At 69.7% G+C, this 16577-nt stretch carries 14 protein-coding genes; 12 read left to right on the top strand and 2 right to left on the bottom strand.

Annotation, left to right across the window (positions count from 1 at the left end):
* The first annotated feature begins 28 nt into the window (after nucleotides 1-28).
* The 6 genes from ruvB to RCR19_RS30480 all read left to right on the top strand — a co-directional run bounded on the left by ruvB (nucleotide 29) and on the right by RCR19_RS30480 (nucleotide 8030).
* Nucleotides 29-1099, top strand: a complete 1071-nt coding sequence (gene ruvB / locus RCR19_RS30455; protein ID WP_220294790.1) for a Holliday junction branch migration DNA helicase RuvB — start codon at nucleotides 29-31, stop codon at nucleotides 1097-1099.
* Nucleotides 1100-1262: 163 nt separating this feature from the next.
* The gene (gene yajC, locus RCR19_RS30460) at nucleotides 1263-1754 is read left to right on the top strand and encodes a preprotein translocase subunit YajC (RefSeq protein ID WP_331268032.1); all 492 of its coding nucleotides are present in this window, start codon (nucleotides 1263-1265) and stop codon (nucleotides 1752-1754) included.
* 133 nt (nucleotides 1755-1887) lie between these two features.
* On the top strand, nucleotides 1888-3651 hold the full coding sequence (secD, locus tag RCR19_RS30465; protein WP_331268033.1) for a protein translocase subunit SecD: 1764 nt from the start codon (nucleotides 1888-1890) through the stop codon (nucleotides 3649-3651).
* A gap of 3 nt (nucleotides 3652-3654) precedes the next feature.
* On the top strand, nucleotides 3655-4770 hold the full coding sequence (secF, locus tag RCR19_RS30470) for a protein translocase subunit SecF (protein ID WP_331268034.1): 1116 nt from the start codon (nucleotides 3655-3657) through the stop codon (nucleotides 4768-4770).
* The gene (locus RCR19_RS30475; protein WP_331268035.1) at nucleotides 4767-5306 is read left to right on the top strand and encodes an adenine phosphoribosyltransferase; all 540 of its coding nucleotides are present in this window, start codon (nucleotides 4767-4769) and stop codon (nucleotides 5304-5306) included. The genes secF and RCR19_RS30475 overlap by 4 nt, the downstream gene beginning before the upstream one ends.
* A gap of 204 nt (nucleotides 5307-5510) precedes the next feature.
* Nucleotides 5511-8030, top strand: coding sequence for a RelA/SpoT family protein (locus RCR19_RS30480; protein WP_331268036.1), 2520 nt, complete (start codon nucleotides 5511-5513; stop codon nucleotides 8028-8030).
* 89 nt (nucleotides 8031-8119) lie between these two features.
* Here RCR19_RS30480 and RCR19_RS30485 read toward each other — a convergent pair whose 3' ends face one another.
* Nucleotides 8120-9349, bottom strand: coding sequence for a DUF349 domain-containing protein (locus tag RCR19_RS30485; RefSeq protein WP_331268037.1), 1230 nt, complete (start codon nucleotides 9347-9349; stop codon nucleotides 8120-8122).
* Nucleotides 9350-9483: 134 nt separating this feature from the next.
* Nucleotides 9484-10305 carry a peptidylprolyl isomerase gene (locus RCR19_RS30490; protein ID WP_331268038.1) on the bottom strand — a complete coding sequence of 274 codons (822 nt, stop codon included), beginning with the start codon at nucleotides 10303-10305 and terminating at the stop codon, nucleotides 9484-9486.
* A 169-nt stretch (nucleotides 10306-10474) separates the two neighbouring features.
* Here RCR19_RS30490 and RCR19_RS30495 point away from each other — a divergent pair, with 169 nt between their 5' ends.
* The 6 genes from RCR19_RS30495 (at nucleotide 10475) to RCR19_RS30520 (ending at nucleotide 16575) form a co-directional block, all read left to right on the top strand.
* Nucleotides 10475-11188 (top strand): MBL fold metallo-hydrolase, encoded by a 714-nt coding sequence (locus RCR19_RS30495; RefSeq protein WP_331268039.1) that lies wholly within the window; start codon nucleotides 10475-10477, stop codon nucleotides 11186-11188.
* A gap of 11 nt (nucleotides 11189-11199) precedes the next feature.
* A complete protein-coding gene (gene hisS / locus RCR19_RS30500) occupies nucleotides 11200-12462 on the top strand; it encodes a histidine--tRNA ligase (protein WP_331268040.1) in 1263 nt (420 codons plus the stop codon).
* 423 nt (nucleotides 12463-12885) lie between these two features.
* Nucleotides 12886-13542 (top strand): vitamin K epoxide reductase family protein, encoded by a 657-nt coding sequence (locus RCR19_RS30505; RefSeq protein ID WP_115975001.1) that lies wholly within the window; start codon nucleotides 12886-12888, stop codon nucleotides 13540-13542.
* A 79-nt stretch (nucleotides 13543-13621) separates the two neighbouring features.
* Complete coding sequence (locus tag RCR19_RS30510; protein ID WP_331268041.1) at nucleotides 13622-14977, top strand: replication-associated recombination protein A; 1356 nt, start codon at nucleotides 13622-13624, stop codon at nucleotides 14975-14977.
* A 340-nt stretch (nucleotides 14978-15317) separates the two neighbouring features.
* Nucleotides 15318-15932 (top strand): 30S ribosomal protein S4, encoded by a 615-nt coding sequence (rpsD, locus tag RCR19_RS30515; RefSeq protein ID WP_059125556.1) that lies wholly within the window; start codon nucleotides 15318-15320, stop codon nucleotides 15930-15932.
* A gap of 187 nt (nucleotides 15933-16119) precedes the next feature.
* Nucleotides 16120-16575, top strand: a complete 456-nt coding sequence (locus RCR19_RS30520) for a DUF948 domain-containing protein (protein ID WP_059125555.1) — start codon at nucleotides 16120-16122, stop codon at nucleotides 16573-16575.
* The last annotated feature ends 2 nt before the right edge of the window (nucleotides 16576-16577 follow it).

Genomic DNA, 16577 nt, shown 5'->3' on the forward strand with positions numbered 1-16577 from the left:
CCCGACACCACACCCCGAGGCACACCACATGAACTGGGACGACACGTCCGACACCCCCGCCGCCGAGCGGCTCGTCGGCGCGTCCGCCGACCGAGAGGACCAGGCCGTCGAGGCCGCGCTGCGCCCCAAGGACCTGGACGAGTTCATCGGCCAGGAGAAGGTGCGCGAGCAGCTCGACCTCGTGCTGCGCGCCGCCCGCGCCCGGGGCGCCACCGCCGACCATGTGCTCCTGTCCGGCGCCCCCGGCCTCGGCAAGACGACGCTGTCGATGATCATCGCGGCGGAGATGGGCGCTCCCATCCGCATCACCAGCGGCCCCGCCATCCAGCACGCCGGCGACCTCGCGGCGATCCTCTCCTCCCTGCAGGAGGGCGAGGTCCTCTTCCTCGACGAGATCCACCGCATGTCCCGGCCCGCCGAGGAGATGCTCTACATGGCGATGGAGGACTTCCGCGTCGACGTGATCGTCGGCAAGGGACCGGGCGCGACCGCCATCCCCCTGGAGCTGCCGCCGTTCACCCTGGTCGGCGCCACCACCCGGGCCGGGCTGCTGCCACCCCCGCTGCGCGACCGCTTCGGCTTCACCGCGCACATGGAGTTCTACGAGCCCGTGGAGCTGGAGCGGGTCATCCACCGCTCGGCGAGCCTCCTCGACGTCGAGATCGACACCGACGGGGCGGCGGAGATCGCCGGGCGGTCGCGTGGCACCCCCCGTATCGCCAACCGTCTGCTGCGCCGTGTCCGGGACTATGCGCAGGTCAAGGCCGACGGCGTGATCACCCGTGAGATCGCGGGCGCGGCGCTCGGCGTCTACGAGGTGGACGCCCGCGGCCTCGACCGGCTCGACCGTGCGGTCCTCCAGGCGCTGCTCAAGCTGTTCGGCGGCGGCCCCGTGGGCCTGTCCACGCTGGCCGTCGCGGTGGGGGAGGAACGTGAGACCGTGGAAGAGGTCGCCGAACCGTTTCTGGTCCGGGAGGGCCTTCTCGCCCGCACCCCGCGAGGACGTGTGGCGACCCCGGCGGCCTGGGCCCATCTCGGCCTCACCGCGCCCCACGGATCCACCGGGGGAAACGGACAACAGGACCTGTTCGGGGCGTGACGGCGCGGTACTCGCACCACCAGGAACCCCGGTGCCATGCTGAGCGTTGTTCCATGCGTGCGGACTCGCTTAGACTCCGCCGATGCCGCCTCTAAGGGGCGGTGCCGACCACCCCATCCACCAGGCCGCCGATTCAGCGGTCGTGCGAAGGAAACTCCGTCCCGTGAATACCTTGACCCTCCTCCCGTTCATCGTGCTCATCGCGGCGATGTTCCTCATGACCCGTTCGGCCAAGCGCAAGCAGCAGCAGGCCGCAAACATGCGTAACGACATGCAGCCCGGCAGTGGTGTCCGCACGATCGGGGGCATGTACGCGACGGTCAAGGAGGTCAACGAGGACACGGTCCTTCTTGACGCGGGCCCGGGCGTGGAACTGCTCTTCGCGAAGAACGCGATCGGCGCCGTCCTCACCGACGACGAGTACAACCGCATCGTGCACGGCGTCGAGCACGATCTGAAGGCCGACGGCAGTGTGGTGCCGGACGACGCCTCCTCCCTCACCGAGACCGACGAGCCCGCCGCCGACGCCTCCGACGACAAGCCCGTGGACCTCGGCAAGACGGACGCGGCCGAGGACGCCGCCGACAAGCCGGCCGAGGCGAAGGCCGACGCAGCAGAGCTCAAGAAGACCGACGGCGAGGCCGACGCGAAGTAGCCGTGTCCCGGGACCGGAGCGCCGACGCGCCCCGGTCCCGGGTTGTGCGGTTTTCGCGCGGAATCCCGACAAAATGTCATGGCCCCCCGCACGCTGACCCCGCGCGCGGCGGCCTGAGAGGGAGTACGAGAAGGTGGCAGCACCGAAGAAGGGCCGGAGCGCGAGCGCCCAGAGCAGGCCGGGTCGCTCGCTGGCCCTCATCCTGATCGCCATCGCGGCGCTCACCGGGGGAATGTTCGCCTCCGGACACACCACTCCGCGTCTCGGCATCGACCTCGCCGGTGGCACGAGCATCACGCTCGCGGCGAAGAGCGGCCAGGAATCCGCGATCAACAAGACCAACATGGACACCGCGGTCGACATCATGAACCGCCGTGTCAACGGTCTGGGTGTCTCGGAGGCCGAGGTCCAGACGCAGGGTGATCGCAACATCATCGTGAACATCCCCCGGGGCACGAACTCCAAGCAGGCCCGGGACCAGGTCGGCACCACGGCCAAGCTGTACTTCCGCCCCGTTCTGGCCACCGAGGTCAGCGGCGCCGCGGCCTCCCCGGGCGCGACGCCGAGCGCCTCCGGCAGCCCCTCCGCGCAGTCCGGCAGCAAGGCGACCTCGTCCGGCTCCCCGACCCCGTCCGGGTCAGCCACGCCGTCGGCGACCGCCACCTCGCAGGGCCGCCCGGTGACGGACGCCCTGAAGGCCACCTCGTCGCCGACGCCGTCCGGCTCCGCCCCGGCCTCCTCGAGCGCACCCAGTGCCTCCCCGTCGCCCAGCGGCGGCTCCGACGCGACCGCCGCGCTCCAGGCCCAGTACGCCGCGCTGAACTGCGCCGACCCGGCCGTGCGCGCCAAGGCCGGTGTGGGCGCAAAGCCCACCGAGCCCACGGTCGCCTGTGGTCAGAACTCGCAGAAGCAGTGGCAGAAGTACGTCCTCGGCCCGGCCGAGGTCGCCGGTACGGATGTGAAGAAGGCCCAGGCGGTCTACGACACCCAGGGCGCCGGTGGCTGGAAGGTCACGATGGACTTCACGTCCGCGGGTGCCAAGAAGTTCGCGAGCATCACCGGGAAGCTGGCGCAGAACCAGTCGCCGCAGAACCAGTTCGCCATCGTCCTCGACGGTGAGGTCGTCTCCGACCCCTACGTCCAGCAGGCGCTGACGGGCGGCAACGCCGAGATCACCGGCAGCTTCGACCAGACCGAGGCCAAGGACCTGGCCAACGTCCTGTCCTACGGTGCCCTTCCGCTCTCCTTCGAGGAGCAGAGCGTCACGACCGTCACCGCCGCGCTCGGCGGTGAGCAGCTGCACGCCGGTCTGATCGCCGGTGCGATCGGCCTCGCGCTGGTCGTGATCTACCTGGTGGTCTACTACCGCGGTCTGTCGATGATCGCGATCGCCTCGCTGCTGGTGTCGGCCGTCCTCACCTACGTGATCATGTCGCTGCTCGGCCCGACCATCGGCTTCGCACTGAACCTGCCGGCGGTCTGTGGTGCCATCGTCGCCATCGGTATCACCGCGGACTCGTTCATCGTGTTCTTCGAACGCATCCGGGACGAGATCCGTGAGGGCCGCTCGCTGCGGCCCGCCGTCGAGCGTGCCTGGCCGCGTGCCCGGCGCACCATCCTGGTCTCCGACTTCGTGTCGTTCCTCGCCGCGGCGGTGCTGTTCATCGTCACCGTCGGCAAGGTCCAGGGCTTCGCCTTCACGCTCGGTCTCACCACGGTTCTCGACGTGGTCGTCGTCTTCCTGTTCACCAAGCCGCTGATGACGATCCTCGCGCGCCGCAAGTTCTTCGCGAGCGGCCACACCTGGTCCGGCCTCGACCCCAAGCGTCTCGGCGCCAAGCCGCCCCTGCGGCGTACCCGTCGTCCCTCCGCCCCCGTCGACCCGAAGGAGGCGTGAGAGATGTCCAAGCTCGGCAACCTCGGCGCCAGGCTCCACCGAGGCGAGGTCGGTTATGACTTCGTCGGCAATCGCAAGATCTGGTACGGCGTCTCGATCCTGATCACCCTCGCGGCCATCCTCGGCCTGACGGTGCGCGGCCTGAACATGGGCATCGAGTTCCAGGGCGGTGCCGTCTTCACCACCCCGAAGACCAGCGTCTCGGTCGCGCAGGCCGAGACGTTCGCGGAGGACTCCGCGGGTCACCAGGCGGTCGTGCAGAAGCTCGGCACGGGCGGTCTGCGCATCCAGATCGCCGGTGTCGACACCGGCAAGGCCGACCAGATCAAGGACCAGCTCGCCAAGGACCTCAGCGTCGACTCCGAGAAGATCAACGCGGACCTGGTCGGTCCCAGCTGGGGCGAGCAGGTCGCCAGCAAGGCCTGGCAGGGCCTGGCGATCTTCATGGTCCTCGTCGTGATCTACCTGGCGATCGCCTTCGAGTGGCGCATGGCCGTCGCGGCTCTCGTCGCGCTGATCCACGACATCACCATCACGACCGGTATCTACGCCCTCGTCGGCTTCGAGGTCACCCCCGGTACGGTGATCGGTCTGCTCACGATCCTCGGTTACTCGCTCTACGACACGGTCGTCGTCTTCGACAGCCTCAAGGAGCAGACGAAGGACCTCACCAAGCAGACCCGCTGGACCTACAGCGACGTCGCCAACCGCTCCATCAACAGCACCCTGGTGCGTTCCATCAACACCACCGTGGTGGCGCTGCTGCCGGTCGCCGGTCTGCTGTTCATCGGTGGTGGCTTCCTCGGCGCGGGCACGCTCAACGACATCTCCCTGTCGCTCTTCGTCGGTCTCGCGGCCGGTGCGTACTCGTCGATCTTCATCGCCACGCCGCTCGTCGCCGACCTCAAGGAGCGCGAGCCGCAGATGAAGGCCCTCAAGAAGCGCGTTCTCGCCAAGCGGGCCCAGGCCGCCGCGGCGGAGGAGCCCCTCGACGATTCTGCGGCCGGGAACCCGGACGACTTCGAGCCGGATGACGCCGCGCCCGCCGTCGTGGGTCAGCGTCACCAGCCCGCGTCGCGCACCCGCGGTCGCGGCCGACCCTCCGGAAAGCGCCGATGACCGACATACGCACCCTGCTCCTCAGCCGTATCCGGGACGTCCCGGACCACCCGGAGCCGGGCGTGATGTTCAAGGACATCACTCCGCTGCTCGCGGACCCGGCGGCGTTCTCCGCACTCACCGAGGCGCTGGCGGAGCTGACCGTGCGGTACGGGGCGACGAAGATCGTCGGTCTGGAGGCCCGGGGCTTCATCCTCGGCGCCCCGGTCGCCGTCCGCGCGGGCGTCGGCTTCGTCCCCGTGCGCAAGGCGGGCAAGCTCCCCGGGGCCACCCTCAGGCAGGCGTACGACCTGGAGTACGGCACCGCCGAGATCGAGGTGCACGCCGAGGACCTGTCCGCCGAGGACCGCGTGATGGTCGTCGACGACGTCCTCGCCACCGGCGGCACCGCCGAGGCCTCGCTCCGGCTCATCCGCCGGGCGGGCGCAGAGGTGGCCGGTGTGTCCGTGCTGATGGAACTGGGCTTCCTGGGCGGGCGCACCCGCCTGGCGCCGGCCCTCGACGGGGCACCGCTGGAGGCGCTGCTTCAGGTCTGAGACCCACTGCGGTAACCCGAGCGCAAGGGTGCGGAAGGCCGCAGGACACCGTGAGGCGGGCCCGGAGGAATCCGGCGCCCGCCTCGTGCGTTTGTACGAGCGAAGGTCGTCCCCACACACTGGAGGCGAGCCCGGAGCCCAGGATCGCTACCATGGGGTCTCCGGGGCCTGCCCGGGGGACCCGGAACGCGCAGAGGAGCCCTGTTGCCAGACGAGGCCCAGCCACTGACCGCCGCCAAGCCCGAGCCGACGTCGAAGGCCGCGGCGAAGCCCGCACGGAGTGCGAAGGACGCCCCGCACGGGCCGGTCGAGCATGCCCAGTCGGCGCCCGTCGGCCAGGCCGCCGAGCAGTCGCGCCCCAAGCCGGCCCCCGCCGAGCGCTCCGCGGCGGTTCGCCCCACCCCGGCCCCGCCCGCCCGCTCCGGCTCCTCGAACCGTGTGCGGGCCCGCCTCGCCCGGCTCGGTGTACAGCGTGCCAACCCGTACAACCCGGTCCTCGAGCCGCTGCTGCGGATAGTGCGCAGCAACGACCCCAAGATCGAGAACTCGACGCTGCGCCAGATCGAGCGCGCCTACCAGGTCGCCGAGCGCTGGCACCGCGGTCAGAAGCGCAAGAGCGGCGACCCGTACATCACGCACCCGCTCGCGGTGACGACGATCCTCGCCGAGCTGGGCATGGACCCGGCGACCCTGATGGCGGGACTGCTGCACGACACCGTCGAGGACACCGAGTACGGCCTCGAGCAGCTGCGCCGTGACTTCGGGGACACCGTCGCGCTCCTCGTCGACGGCGTCACCAAGCTGGACAAGGTGAAGTTCGGCGAGGCGGCGCAGGCCGAGACCGTGCGCAAGATGGTCGTCGCCATGGCCAAGGACCCGCGCGTCCTGGTGATCAAGCTCGCCGACCGCCTGCACAACATGCGCACCATGCGCTACCTCAAGCGCGAGAAGCAGGAGAAGAAGGCGCGCGAGACGCTGGAGATCTACGCGCCGCTCGCCCACCGGCTGGGCATGAACACCATCAAGTGGGAGCTCGAGGACCTCGCCTTCGCGATCCTCTATCCCAAGATGTACGACGAGATCGTGCGCCTGGTCGCCGAGCGCGCCCCCAAGCGCGACGAGTACCTCGCCATAGTGACCGACGAGGTCCAGGCCGACCTTCGCTCGGCACGCATCAAGGCGACCGTCACCGGCCGGCCCAAGCACTACTACAGCGTCTACCAGAAGATGATCGTCCGCGGCCGTGACTTCGCGGAGATCTACGACCTGGTCGGCATCCGCGTGCTCGTCGACACGGTCCGCGACTGCTACGCGGCACTGGGCACCGTCCATGCCCGCTGGAACCCGGTTCCGGGGCGGTTCAAGGACTACATCGCGATGCCCAAGTTCAACATGTACCAGTCGCTGCACACGACGGTCATCGGGCCCAACGGCAAGCCCGTCGAACTGCAGATCCGCACGTTCGACATGCACCGCCGCGCCGAGTACGGCATCGCCGCGCACTGGAAGTACAAGCAGGAGGCCGTCGCGGGCGCCTCCAAGATCCGTACCGACGCGCCTCGTTCGAACGCCAAGGACAAGGACGCCGTCAACGACATGGCGTGGCTGCGCCAGTTGCTGGACTGGCAGAAGGAGACCGAGGACCCGAGCGAGTTCCTGGAGTCCCTGCGCTTCGACCTGTCCCGCAACGAGGTCTTCGTCTTCACGCCGAAGGGCGACGTCATAGCGCTTCCGGCCGGTGCCACCCCGGTGGACTTCGCGTACGCGGTCCACACGGAGGTCGGCCACCGGACGATAGGGGCCAGAGTCAACGGCCGTCTGGTGCCCCTCGAATCCACCCTGGACAACGGCGACTTGGTGGAGGTCTTCACCTCCAAGGCACCGGGCGCGGGCCCGTCCCGCGACTGGCTCGGTTTCGTCAAGTCGCCGCGTGCCCGCAACAAGATCCGCGCGTGGTTCTCCAAGGAGCGGCGCGAGGAGGCGATCGAGCAGGGCAAGGACGCGATCGCACGGGCGATGCGCAAGCAGAACCTCCCGATCCAGCGCATCCTGACCGGTGACTCCCTTGTGACGCTCGCGCACGAGATGCGCTATCCGGACATCTCGTCCCTGTACGCGGCGATCGGCGAGGGCCATGTGGCCGCGCAGAACGTCGTGCAGAAGCTGGTGCAGGCGCTCGGCGGCGAGGAGGCCGCCACCGAGGAGATCGACGAGGCCGTTCCGCCGGCCCGGGGCCGCGGCCGCAAGCGGCGCCGCAACCAGGACCCGGGCGTCGTGGTCAAGGGCGTCGAGGACGTGTGGGTCAAGCTGGCTCGGTGCTGTACGCCCGTCCCCGGCGATCCGATCATCGGCTTCGTCACCCGGGGCAGCGGGGTGTCGGTCCACCGCACCGACTGCGTCAACGTGGAGTCGCTGTCGCGGGAGCCCGAGCGCATCCTCGAGGTGGAGTGGGCCCCGACCCAGTCCTCGGTCTTCCTCGTGGCGATCCAGGTGGAGGCGCTCGACCGCTCACGGCTGCTCTCGGACGTGACCCGGGTCCTGTCCGACCAGCACGTCAACATCCTCTCGGCCGCGGTCCAGACATCCCGCGACCGCGTCGCAACCTCCCGTTTCACCTTCGAGATGGGCGACCCCAAGCATCTGGGGCACGTCCTGAAGGCGGTACGGGGCGTGGAGGGCGTGTACGACGTCTACCGGGTCACGTCGGCACGCAGGCCGTCGTAGTCGTCCTGCGGCCCGGCACACGACCGGCACACGAAAGGGGCTCCCGTACACGAGGTACGGGAGCCCCTTTCGTTCGAGCCCTGAAACGGTCAGCCGCCGAACTCCTGCAGCCCCTTGAGAGCCTGGTCCAGCAGCGCCTGACGGCCCTCCAGCTCCCTCTCCAGCTTCTCGGCCTTCGAGCTGTTGCCGGCGGTGCGCGCCTGCTCGATCTGGGCCCGCAGCTTGTCGACGGCCGCCTGAAGCTGCCCCGTGAGCCCCTCGGCGCGCGCCCGCGCCTCCGGGTTCGTACGGCGCCACTCGTTCTCCTCGGCGTCCTGAAGAGCTCGGTCGACCGCGTGCATCCGGCCCTCGACGCGCGGGCGCGCGTCGCGCGGCACATGGCCGATCGCCTCCCAGCGCTCGTTGATCGAGCGGAAGGCGGCCCTGGCGGCCTTGAGGTCCGTGATCGGCAGCAGCTTCTCCGCCTCCTCGGCCAGCTCCTCCTTGAGCTTGAGGTTCTCGGACTGCTCGGCGTCACGCTCCGCGAAGACCGAGCCGCGGGCCGCGAAGAACACGTCCTGCGCGCCGCGGAAGCGGTTCCACAGGTCGTCCTCGTGCTCACGCTGGGCGCGGCCCGCGGCCTTCCACTCGGCCATCAGATCGCGGTAGCGCGCAGCCGTGGGGCCCCAGTCGCTCGAGCCCGAGAGTGCCTCGGCCTCCGAGACCAGCCGCTCCTTCGTCTTGCGGGCGTCCTCGCGCTGGGCGTCGAGCTGCGCGAAGTGCGCCTTACGACGCTTGGAGAACGCCGAGCGGGCGTGCGAGAAGCGGTGCCACAACTCGTCGTCCGACTTCCGGTCCAGCCGCGGCAGACCCTTCCACGTGTCCACCAGCGCCCGCAGCCGCTCGCCGGCCGCCCGCCACTGGTCGGACTGGGCCAGCTCCTCCGCCTCGACGACCAGCGCCTCCTTGGAGTGCCGTGCCTCGTCGGACTGCTTGGCGCGCTGCACCTTGCGCTCCTCGCGGCGCGCATCGACCGACCCCACGAGCTTGTCCAGGCGTGCCCGCAGCGCGTCCAGATCGCCGACCGCGTGGTGCGCCTCGACCTGCTCACGCAGGTGGTCGATCGCGATCTGGGCGTCCTTCGCCGACAGGTCGGTGGTCTGGACGCGCTTCTCGAGGAGGCCGATCTCGACCACCAGGCCCTCGTACTTGCGCTCGAAGTAGGCCAGCGCCTCATCGGGGGAGCCGGCCTGCCAGGAGCCGACGACCTTCTCGCCGTCGGCCGTTCGCACGTACACGGTCCCCGTCTCGTCGACGCGGCCCCACGGGTCGCTGCTCACAGCGCCTCCTCCACATGATGCCTGCGGGGTGCCTCAGCGCCCCCGGCATCGTCCACAGTTTCGTCACCGCCAACATAGGCGACCGGCGGGGCGGCTGTCCGCATCCCGCGCGACCGAAATTTCGCAGTTGACGGTCAGGATTTCGTCACCGACGCCTTGTTGATCACGACGGTCGCGTTCGGCGCTCCGTCACCCGCGCCCGTGTTCTCACCGGCGGCGGCGATCTTCTTCAGGACGCTCATGCCCGCCGCGTCGATGGTTCCGAACGGCGTGTAGCTGGGCGGCAACTGACTGTCCTGGTAGACGAGGAAGAACTGGCTGCCTCCGCTGTGCTTCTGCCCGGTGTTCGCCATGGCGACCGTGCCCGCCGGATAGACGTTCCCCTTCAGGCTCGTGTCCTTGAGGTTCTCGTCCGGGATGGTGTAGCCGGGACCACCCGCGCCGGTGCCCTGCGGGTCGCCGCACTGGAGCACGTAGATGCCGTTGGTGGTGAGCCGGTGGCACTTGGTGTGGTCGAAGAAGCCCTTCTTCGCCAGGAAGTCGAAGGAGTTGACGGTGTGCGGGGCCGCGGCCGTCTTCATCGCGATGCCGATGTCACCGCACGTGGTCGCCAGCTTCATCGTGTACTTGGCCGACGTGTCGATGGTCATCGCCGGCTCCTTCTTCCAGTTCAGCGCCTCGACCTTGCCCGGGGCGGGCTTCTGGCACGGGTCCGGCGCCTTGCTGGGCGCTGAGGCGCTCGGCGTCACCTCCGCGCTCGCGTTCGCCTTCTTGTCGTCATCGGTGAAGACACCGGTGGTGAACGACACCACGCTGCCCACGACGACCACGCCGAGGACCGATGCGATCACGGCGTTGCGGGTCTGTGCCTTGCGCCGCGTCTCCGTGCGCCGCTGCTGCTGCCGCAAGAACTTCTCCCGGGCGAGCTGTCGCCGCCGCTGATCCTGGCTGACCACGGGGTTGTCTCCTCATGCGTCTCGTACGCCGACGGTTACGCGTGCGTCGGGTGTGCCGTCCGCAGGCGTGTGTGCCCCGTACCGTATATGGGTTCGCTGAGGAATCGGCAGCGCCGGTAGGCTCTGACCCACAGCCAGTCACCCCCGCACTACACAACGAAGGACGATCGTGCTCATTGCCGGGTTCCCCGCCGGGGCCTGGGGGACCAACTGTTACCTGGTCGCCCCCGCCGCGGGTGAGGAGTGCGTGATCATCGACCCAGGCCACCAGGCCGCCCGGGGAGTCGAGGAAGCACTCGAGAAGCATCGGCTCAAGCCCGTCGCCGTCGTCCTCACCCATGGGCACATCGACCACGTGGCCTCGGTCGTCCCCGTGTGCGGCGCGCACGGCGTGCCGGCCTGGATCCACCCCGAGGACCGCTACATGATGAGCGACCCGGAGAAGGCGCTCGGGCGCTCGATCGGGATGCCGCTGATGGGCGAGCTGGCGGTGGGCGAGCCGGACGACGTCAAGGAGCTGAGCGACGGCGCGAAGCTGCGTCTGGCGGGTCTGGAGCTGTCCGTCGCGCACGCGCCGGGCCATACCAAGGGGTCGGTGACCTTCGGCGTGCCCGAGGCGGCGGACATCCCGCCGATCCTCTTCTCGGGCGATCTGCTGTTCGCCGGCTCCATCGGACGCACCGACCTGCCGGGCGGTGACATGGCCGAGATGCTCGACTCGCTGGCCCGCGTGTGCCTGCCGCTCGACGACTCGACCGTGGTGCTGTCCGGTCACGGCCCCCAGACGACCATCGGCCGGGAGCGCGCCGCCAATCCGTATCTGCGACAGGTGGCCGCCGGCCCGGGAGCGAACGTCGACGACGCTCCCCGACGAGGAATGTGACGAGACCTTTCGTGAGCACCTTCAAGGCCCCCAAGGGCACGTACGACCTGATCCCACCCGAGTCCGCAAAGTACCTCGCCGTGCGCGAGGCGATCGCGGCCCCGCTGCGCAACTCCGGCTACGGGTACATCGAGACGCCCGGCTTCGAGAGCGTCGAGCTGTTCGCACGCGGCGTGGGCGAGTCCACGGACATCGTGACCAAGGAGATGTACGCCTTCGAGACGAAGGGCGGCGACAGGCTGGCCCTGCGCCCCGAGGGCACCGCCTCCGTGCTGCGCGCGGCCCTGGAGGCCAACCTGCACAAGACGGGCAACCTCCCGGTCAAGCTCTGGTACTCCGGCTCCTACTACCGCTATGAGCGCCCCCAGAAGGGCCGTTACCGCCACTTCTCGCAGGTCGGCGCGGAGGCGATCGGCGCGGAGGACCCGTTCCTCGACGCCGAGCTGATCATCCTGGCCGACCAGGCCTATCGTTCGCTCGGGCTGCGGAGCTTCCGCATCCTGCTGAACAGCCTCGGCGACAAGGAGTGCCGTCCGGTCTACCGCGCCGCGCTCCAGGACTTCCTGCGCGGACTGGACCTGGACGAGGACACGCGCCGCCGGGTCGACATCAACCCGCTGCGGGTGCTCGACGACAAGCGGGAGTCCGTACAGAAGCAGCTGACCGGCGCCCCGCTGCTGCGCGACTACCTGTGCGACGCCTGCAAGACGTACCACGAGGAGGTCCGCGAGCTGATCACCGCGGCGGGCGTGCCCTTCGAGGACGACCCCAAGCTGGTGCGGGGCCTGGACTACTACACGCGTACCACGTTCGAGTTCGTCCACGACGGTCTGGGCTCCCAGTCCGCCGTGGGCGGCGGCGGCCGTTACGACGGTCTGTCGGAGATGATCGGCGGACCCTCGCTGCCGTCCGTCGGCTGGGCGCTGGGCGTCGACCGCACGGTGCTCGCCCTGGAGGCGGAGGGAGTCGAGCTCGAACTGCCCGCGTCCACCAGCGTGTTCGCGGTCCCGCTGGGCGAGGAGGCCCGCAGGCTCCTCTTCGCCAAGGTCACCGAGCTGCGCAAGCTGGGCATCGCGGCGGACTTCTCGTACGGCGCCAAGGGCCTCAAGGGCGCGATGAAGAACGCGAACCGCAGCGGCGCCCGCTACACGATCGTGGCGGGCGAGCGGGATCTCGCCGAGGGCGTGGTCCAGCTTAAGGACATGGAGTCCGGGGAGCAGGCCGCGGTCGGTGTGAACGAGATCGTGGCGGAACTGGAGACCAGGCTCGGCTGAGCGTCCGTACGAGGGCCCCGGGGACGATCCCCGGGGCCCTCGTCATGCGCGCTGGGTGACGCGGCAGCGACACGGACGGTCCGGGCCGTCGCGCGGAGCGTCAATTCCCCGGACGCCGATTGACCCAGCGGGATGATGCGTTTTCGGGCGCGCGGCACACGCGGTGCGCGGGGGGCGCAGGACACCGCCGGCCCGGCCCGTGTTCCCGGTGGGCAGCGCGGTCCCCCGCGGCGGCGCGGGCCTCGGGCCTTCGACGCGGGCCCTTCCACGGGTGTGGCCCTGGCCACGACCCCCGGCCGGAACCGAACGCTCGGCGGCGGCCACCCGTACTTCCTTATGTCCATCGAACGGTGGACACGTGCTCACGTGCGGCACAATGACCACTGACCGCAGGTCCACCCCTCGAGTATCGGAATCGACGTGATGAGCAAGACGACAGTGAAGGACGTCTCCACCGAGTCGACCGAGTCGGAACGCGCGGACGCGCCCCGGACGGTGGGCGGCAGTCGCGCGTTCGCCCTGCTGCTGGTGATCACCGGTGCGGCCGGTCTGCTCGCCGCGTGGGTCATCACGATCGACAAGTTCAAGATCCTCGAGGGCAAGGTGAGCGGCAAGACGTTCACGCCCAGCTGCAGCATCAACCCGATCGTCTCCTGCGGCAGCGTCATGGAGAGCAAGCAGGCCGCGGCCTTCGGGTTCCCCAACCCGATGCTGGGCCTCGTCTGCTACGGCATCGTGATCTGCGTCGGGATGAGCCTGCTTGCCCGTACGCGTTTCCCCCGCTGGTACTGGCTCACCTTCAACTTCGGCACGCTCTTCGGCGTCGGCTTCGTCACCTGGCTGCAGTTCGAGTCCCTGTACCGGATCAACGCGCTGTGCCTGTGGTGCTCGCTGGCCTGGGTGGCCACGATCACCATGTTCTGGTACGTGACGTCGTTCAACGTCCGCAACGACTTCCTGCGGGCCCCGCGCCCGGTGAAGAACTTCCTCGGCGAGTTCACCTGGGTCCTGCCGCTCACCCACGTCGGCATCATCGCCATGCTGATCCTGACCCGCTGGGGCAGTCAGCTCTGGGCCTGAGCGGTTCCACGGCGCGGCGGGCCCCGGACCGGGCGACGGGCGCGGCGGCGTTGTCAGTGGGGTGACATAGGGTTTCAGCGTGGAGCCCGACCTGTTCACCGCCGCCGCAGAAGAACGCCAGGAGAAGGACCCGACCGGCAGCCCCCTGGCGGTCCGGATGCGCCCTCGCACCCTCGACGAGGTCGTGGGCCAGCAGCATCTGCTGAAGCCCGGCTCTCCGCTGCGCAGACTGGTCGGCGAGGGCAACGGCGGCCCGGCCGGGCCCTCCTCGGTGATCCTCTGGGGTCCGCCCGGCACCGGCAAGACGACCCTCGCGTATGTCGTCTCCAAGGCCACCAACAAGCGCTTCGTCGAGCTGTCGGCGATCACCGCGGGCGTGAAGGAGGTCCGTGCGGTCATCGACGGCGCCCGGCGGGCCACCGGCGGCTACGGCAAGGAGACCGTCCTCTTCCTCGACGAGATCCACCGTTTCAGCAAGGCCCAGCAGGACTCCCTGCTGCCGGCCGTCGAGAACCGCTGGGTCACCCTGATCGCGGCCACGACGGAGAACCCGTACTTCTCGGTCATCTCCCCGCTGCTGTCCCGCTCCCTGCTGCTGACCCTCGAACCGCTCACGGACGACGATCTGCGCGGCCTGCTGCGCCGCGCGCTGACCGACGAGCGCGGACTGGGCGGCGCCGTCGCGCTCCCCGAGGACACCGAGGACCATCTGCTGCGGATCGCCGGCGGCGACGCCCGCCGGGCCCTGACCGCTCTGGAGGCCGCCGCCGGTGCGGCCCTCGACAAGGGGGAGTCGGAGATCGCTCTGACGACCCTGGAGGAGACCGTCGACCGCGCCGCGGTGAAGTACGACCGCGACGGCGACCAGCACTACGACGTGGCGAGCGCACTGATCAAGTCCATCCGGGGCTCGGACGTCGATGCGGCGCTCCACTACCTGGCCCGGATGATCGAGGCGGGGGAGGACCCCCGGTTCATCGCCCGCCGGCTGATGATCTCCGCGAGCGAGGACATCGGCCTCGCCGATCCGAACGCGCTGCCGACGGCCGTAGCGGCAGCCCAGGCCGTCGCGATGATCGGCTTCCCGGAGGCCGCGCTCACCCTCAGCCACGCCACGATCGCCCTGGCCCTCGCCCCCAAGTCCAATTCGGCGACCACGGCGATCGGCGCCGCCATGGAGGACGTGCGCAAGGGGCTGGCCGGCCCCGTGCCCCCGCATCTGCGTGACGGGCACTACAAGGGCGCTGCCAAGCTGGGCCATGCGCAGGGGTATGTGTATCCGCACGATCTGCCGGAGGGTATCGCCGCCCAGCAGTACGCACCGGACGCGCTCGAGGACCGCGAGTACTACACGCCCTCCCGGCACGGGGCGGAGGCGCGGTACGCGGACGCCGTGGAGTGGACCCGTAAGCACCTGCGTCGAAAGCAGCCGTAGCCACCCTGTAGAATCCCTTGAAGTGCTGAGTCCCGTGTCCGGCCCCGGCCGGACACCACCAGAACGGGACAACCAGCCGGAACCCCGTCGCCGTCAGGCGCGGGGATCCAGGAGCGTCGCGCACCGTCGAACGGTGTCGCGGGCAGCCCACCACCTCCTTCGGTCACTCCGGGGATCACAGGTAGGTGGGCCACTCGCGTGCTGCACGTATGTGCCCAGACCAGGGGAGCGGCTGCCCGGCAGGTCCCATGTGGACCCGCAGGGATTCCCCGGCTGCGGATGCGACCTCCCCTAACCCTGGTGAAGCCGATTCCACAGAGAAACACGAGGTGTTTGGTTCATGGCGAACCAGTCCCGCCCCAAGGTCAAGAAGTCGCGTGCCCTCGGCATCGCGCTGACCCCGAAGGCCGTCAAGTACTTCGAGGCCCGCCCCTACCCGCCGGGCGAGCACGGCCGCGGCCGCAAGCAGAACTCGGACTACAAGGTCCGTCTGCTGGAGAAGCAGCGTCTGCGCGCTCAGTACGACATCTCCGAGCGTCAGCTGGTGCGCGCCTACGAGCGTGCGTCGAAGATCCAGGGCAAGACCGGTGAGGCCCTGATCGTCGAGCTGGAGCGTCGCCTCGACGCGCTGGTCCTGCGTTCGGGCATCGCCCGCACGATCTACCAGGCCCGCCAGATGGTCGTCCACGGCCACATCGAGGTCAACGGTCAGAAGGTCGACAAGCCGTCGTTCCGTGTCCGTCCCGACGACGTCGTGATGGTCCGCGAGCGCAGCCGTGACAAGACGCTCTTCCAGATCGCCCGCGAGGGTGGCTTCGCCCCCGACGGTGAGACCCCGCGCTACCTGCAGGTGAACCTCAAGTCCCTGGCGTTCCGCCTGGACCGCGAGCCGAACCGCAAGGAAGTTCCGGTGATCTGCGACGAGCAGCTCGTCGTCGAGTACTACGCCCGCTGATCACTTCTCGGCGAACACGGGTACGTCCCACGCAGCAGCCCGCCGTCTCTCCGCCCGCACGGGCGGGCGAGCCGGCGGGCTGTCGCATTCCGGCGACGGACAGCCCTAATCCGGTACGGACCGGCCGCCCCGGCGCGATAGGCTCGGGGGACGACTTTTTGATGTTCAGGCACGTTCCAGGGAGCGGGTGCGCACGGTGTCCGGTGGTGAGGTGGCCGGGATCCTCGTGGCGGTCTTCTGGGCGATCCTGGTCTCCTTCCTCGCCGTCGCACTGGCGAGGCTGGCCCAGACGCTCAGGGCGACCACCAAGCTGGTGTCGGAGGTGACCGACCAAGCCGTTCCGCTGCTGTCGGACGCCTCCAGCGCGGTGCGCTCCGCACAGACCCAGATCGACCGGGTCGACGCGATCGCGTCGGACGTCCAGGAGGTCACGTCGAACGCGTCGGCGCTGTCGACGACCGTCGCGTCCACCTTCGGCGGTCCCCTGGTCAAGGTCGCGGCATTCGGCTACGGCGTGCGCCGGGCGATCGTCGGCCGCCGTGAGAACGTGCCCGCCAAGGCGCCCCGGCGTACCGTGATCGTGGGCCGCACCGTCCCGTCTCCGCGGCGGGGCAAGCGGAACACCCGGGAAAAGAGAGACTGACC

The sequence above is a fragment of the Streptomyces sp. WAC07094 genome (assembly GCF_036320405.1).
Classification (GTDB): domain Bacteria; phylum Actinomycetota; class Actinomycetes; order Streptomycetales; family Streptomycetaceae; genus Streptomyces; species Streptomyces lannensis.

Coding starts and splice junctions, on each gene's coding strand:
- ruvB (WP_220294790.1), top strand. CDS start 29: ATGAACTGGGACGACACGTCCGACACCCCCGCCGCCGAGCGGCTCGTC.
- secF (WP_331268034.1), top strand. CDS start 3,655: ATGTCCAAGCTCGGCAACCTCGGCGCCAGGCTCCACCGAGGCGAGGTC.
- RCR19_RS30475 (WP_331268035.1), top strand. CDS start 4,767: ATGACCGACATACGCACCCTGCTCCTCAGCCGTATCCGGGACGTCCCG.
- RCR19_RS30505 (WP_115975001.1), top strand. CDS start 12,886: ATGAGCAAGACGACAGTGAAGGACGTCTCCACCGAGTCGACCGAGTCG.
- rpsD (WP_059125556.1), top strand. CDS start 15,318: ATGGCGAACCAGTCCCGCCCCAAGGTCAAGAAGTCGCGTGCCCTCGGC.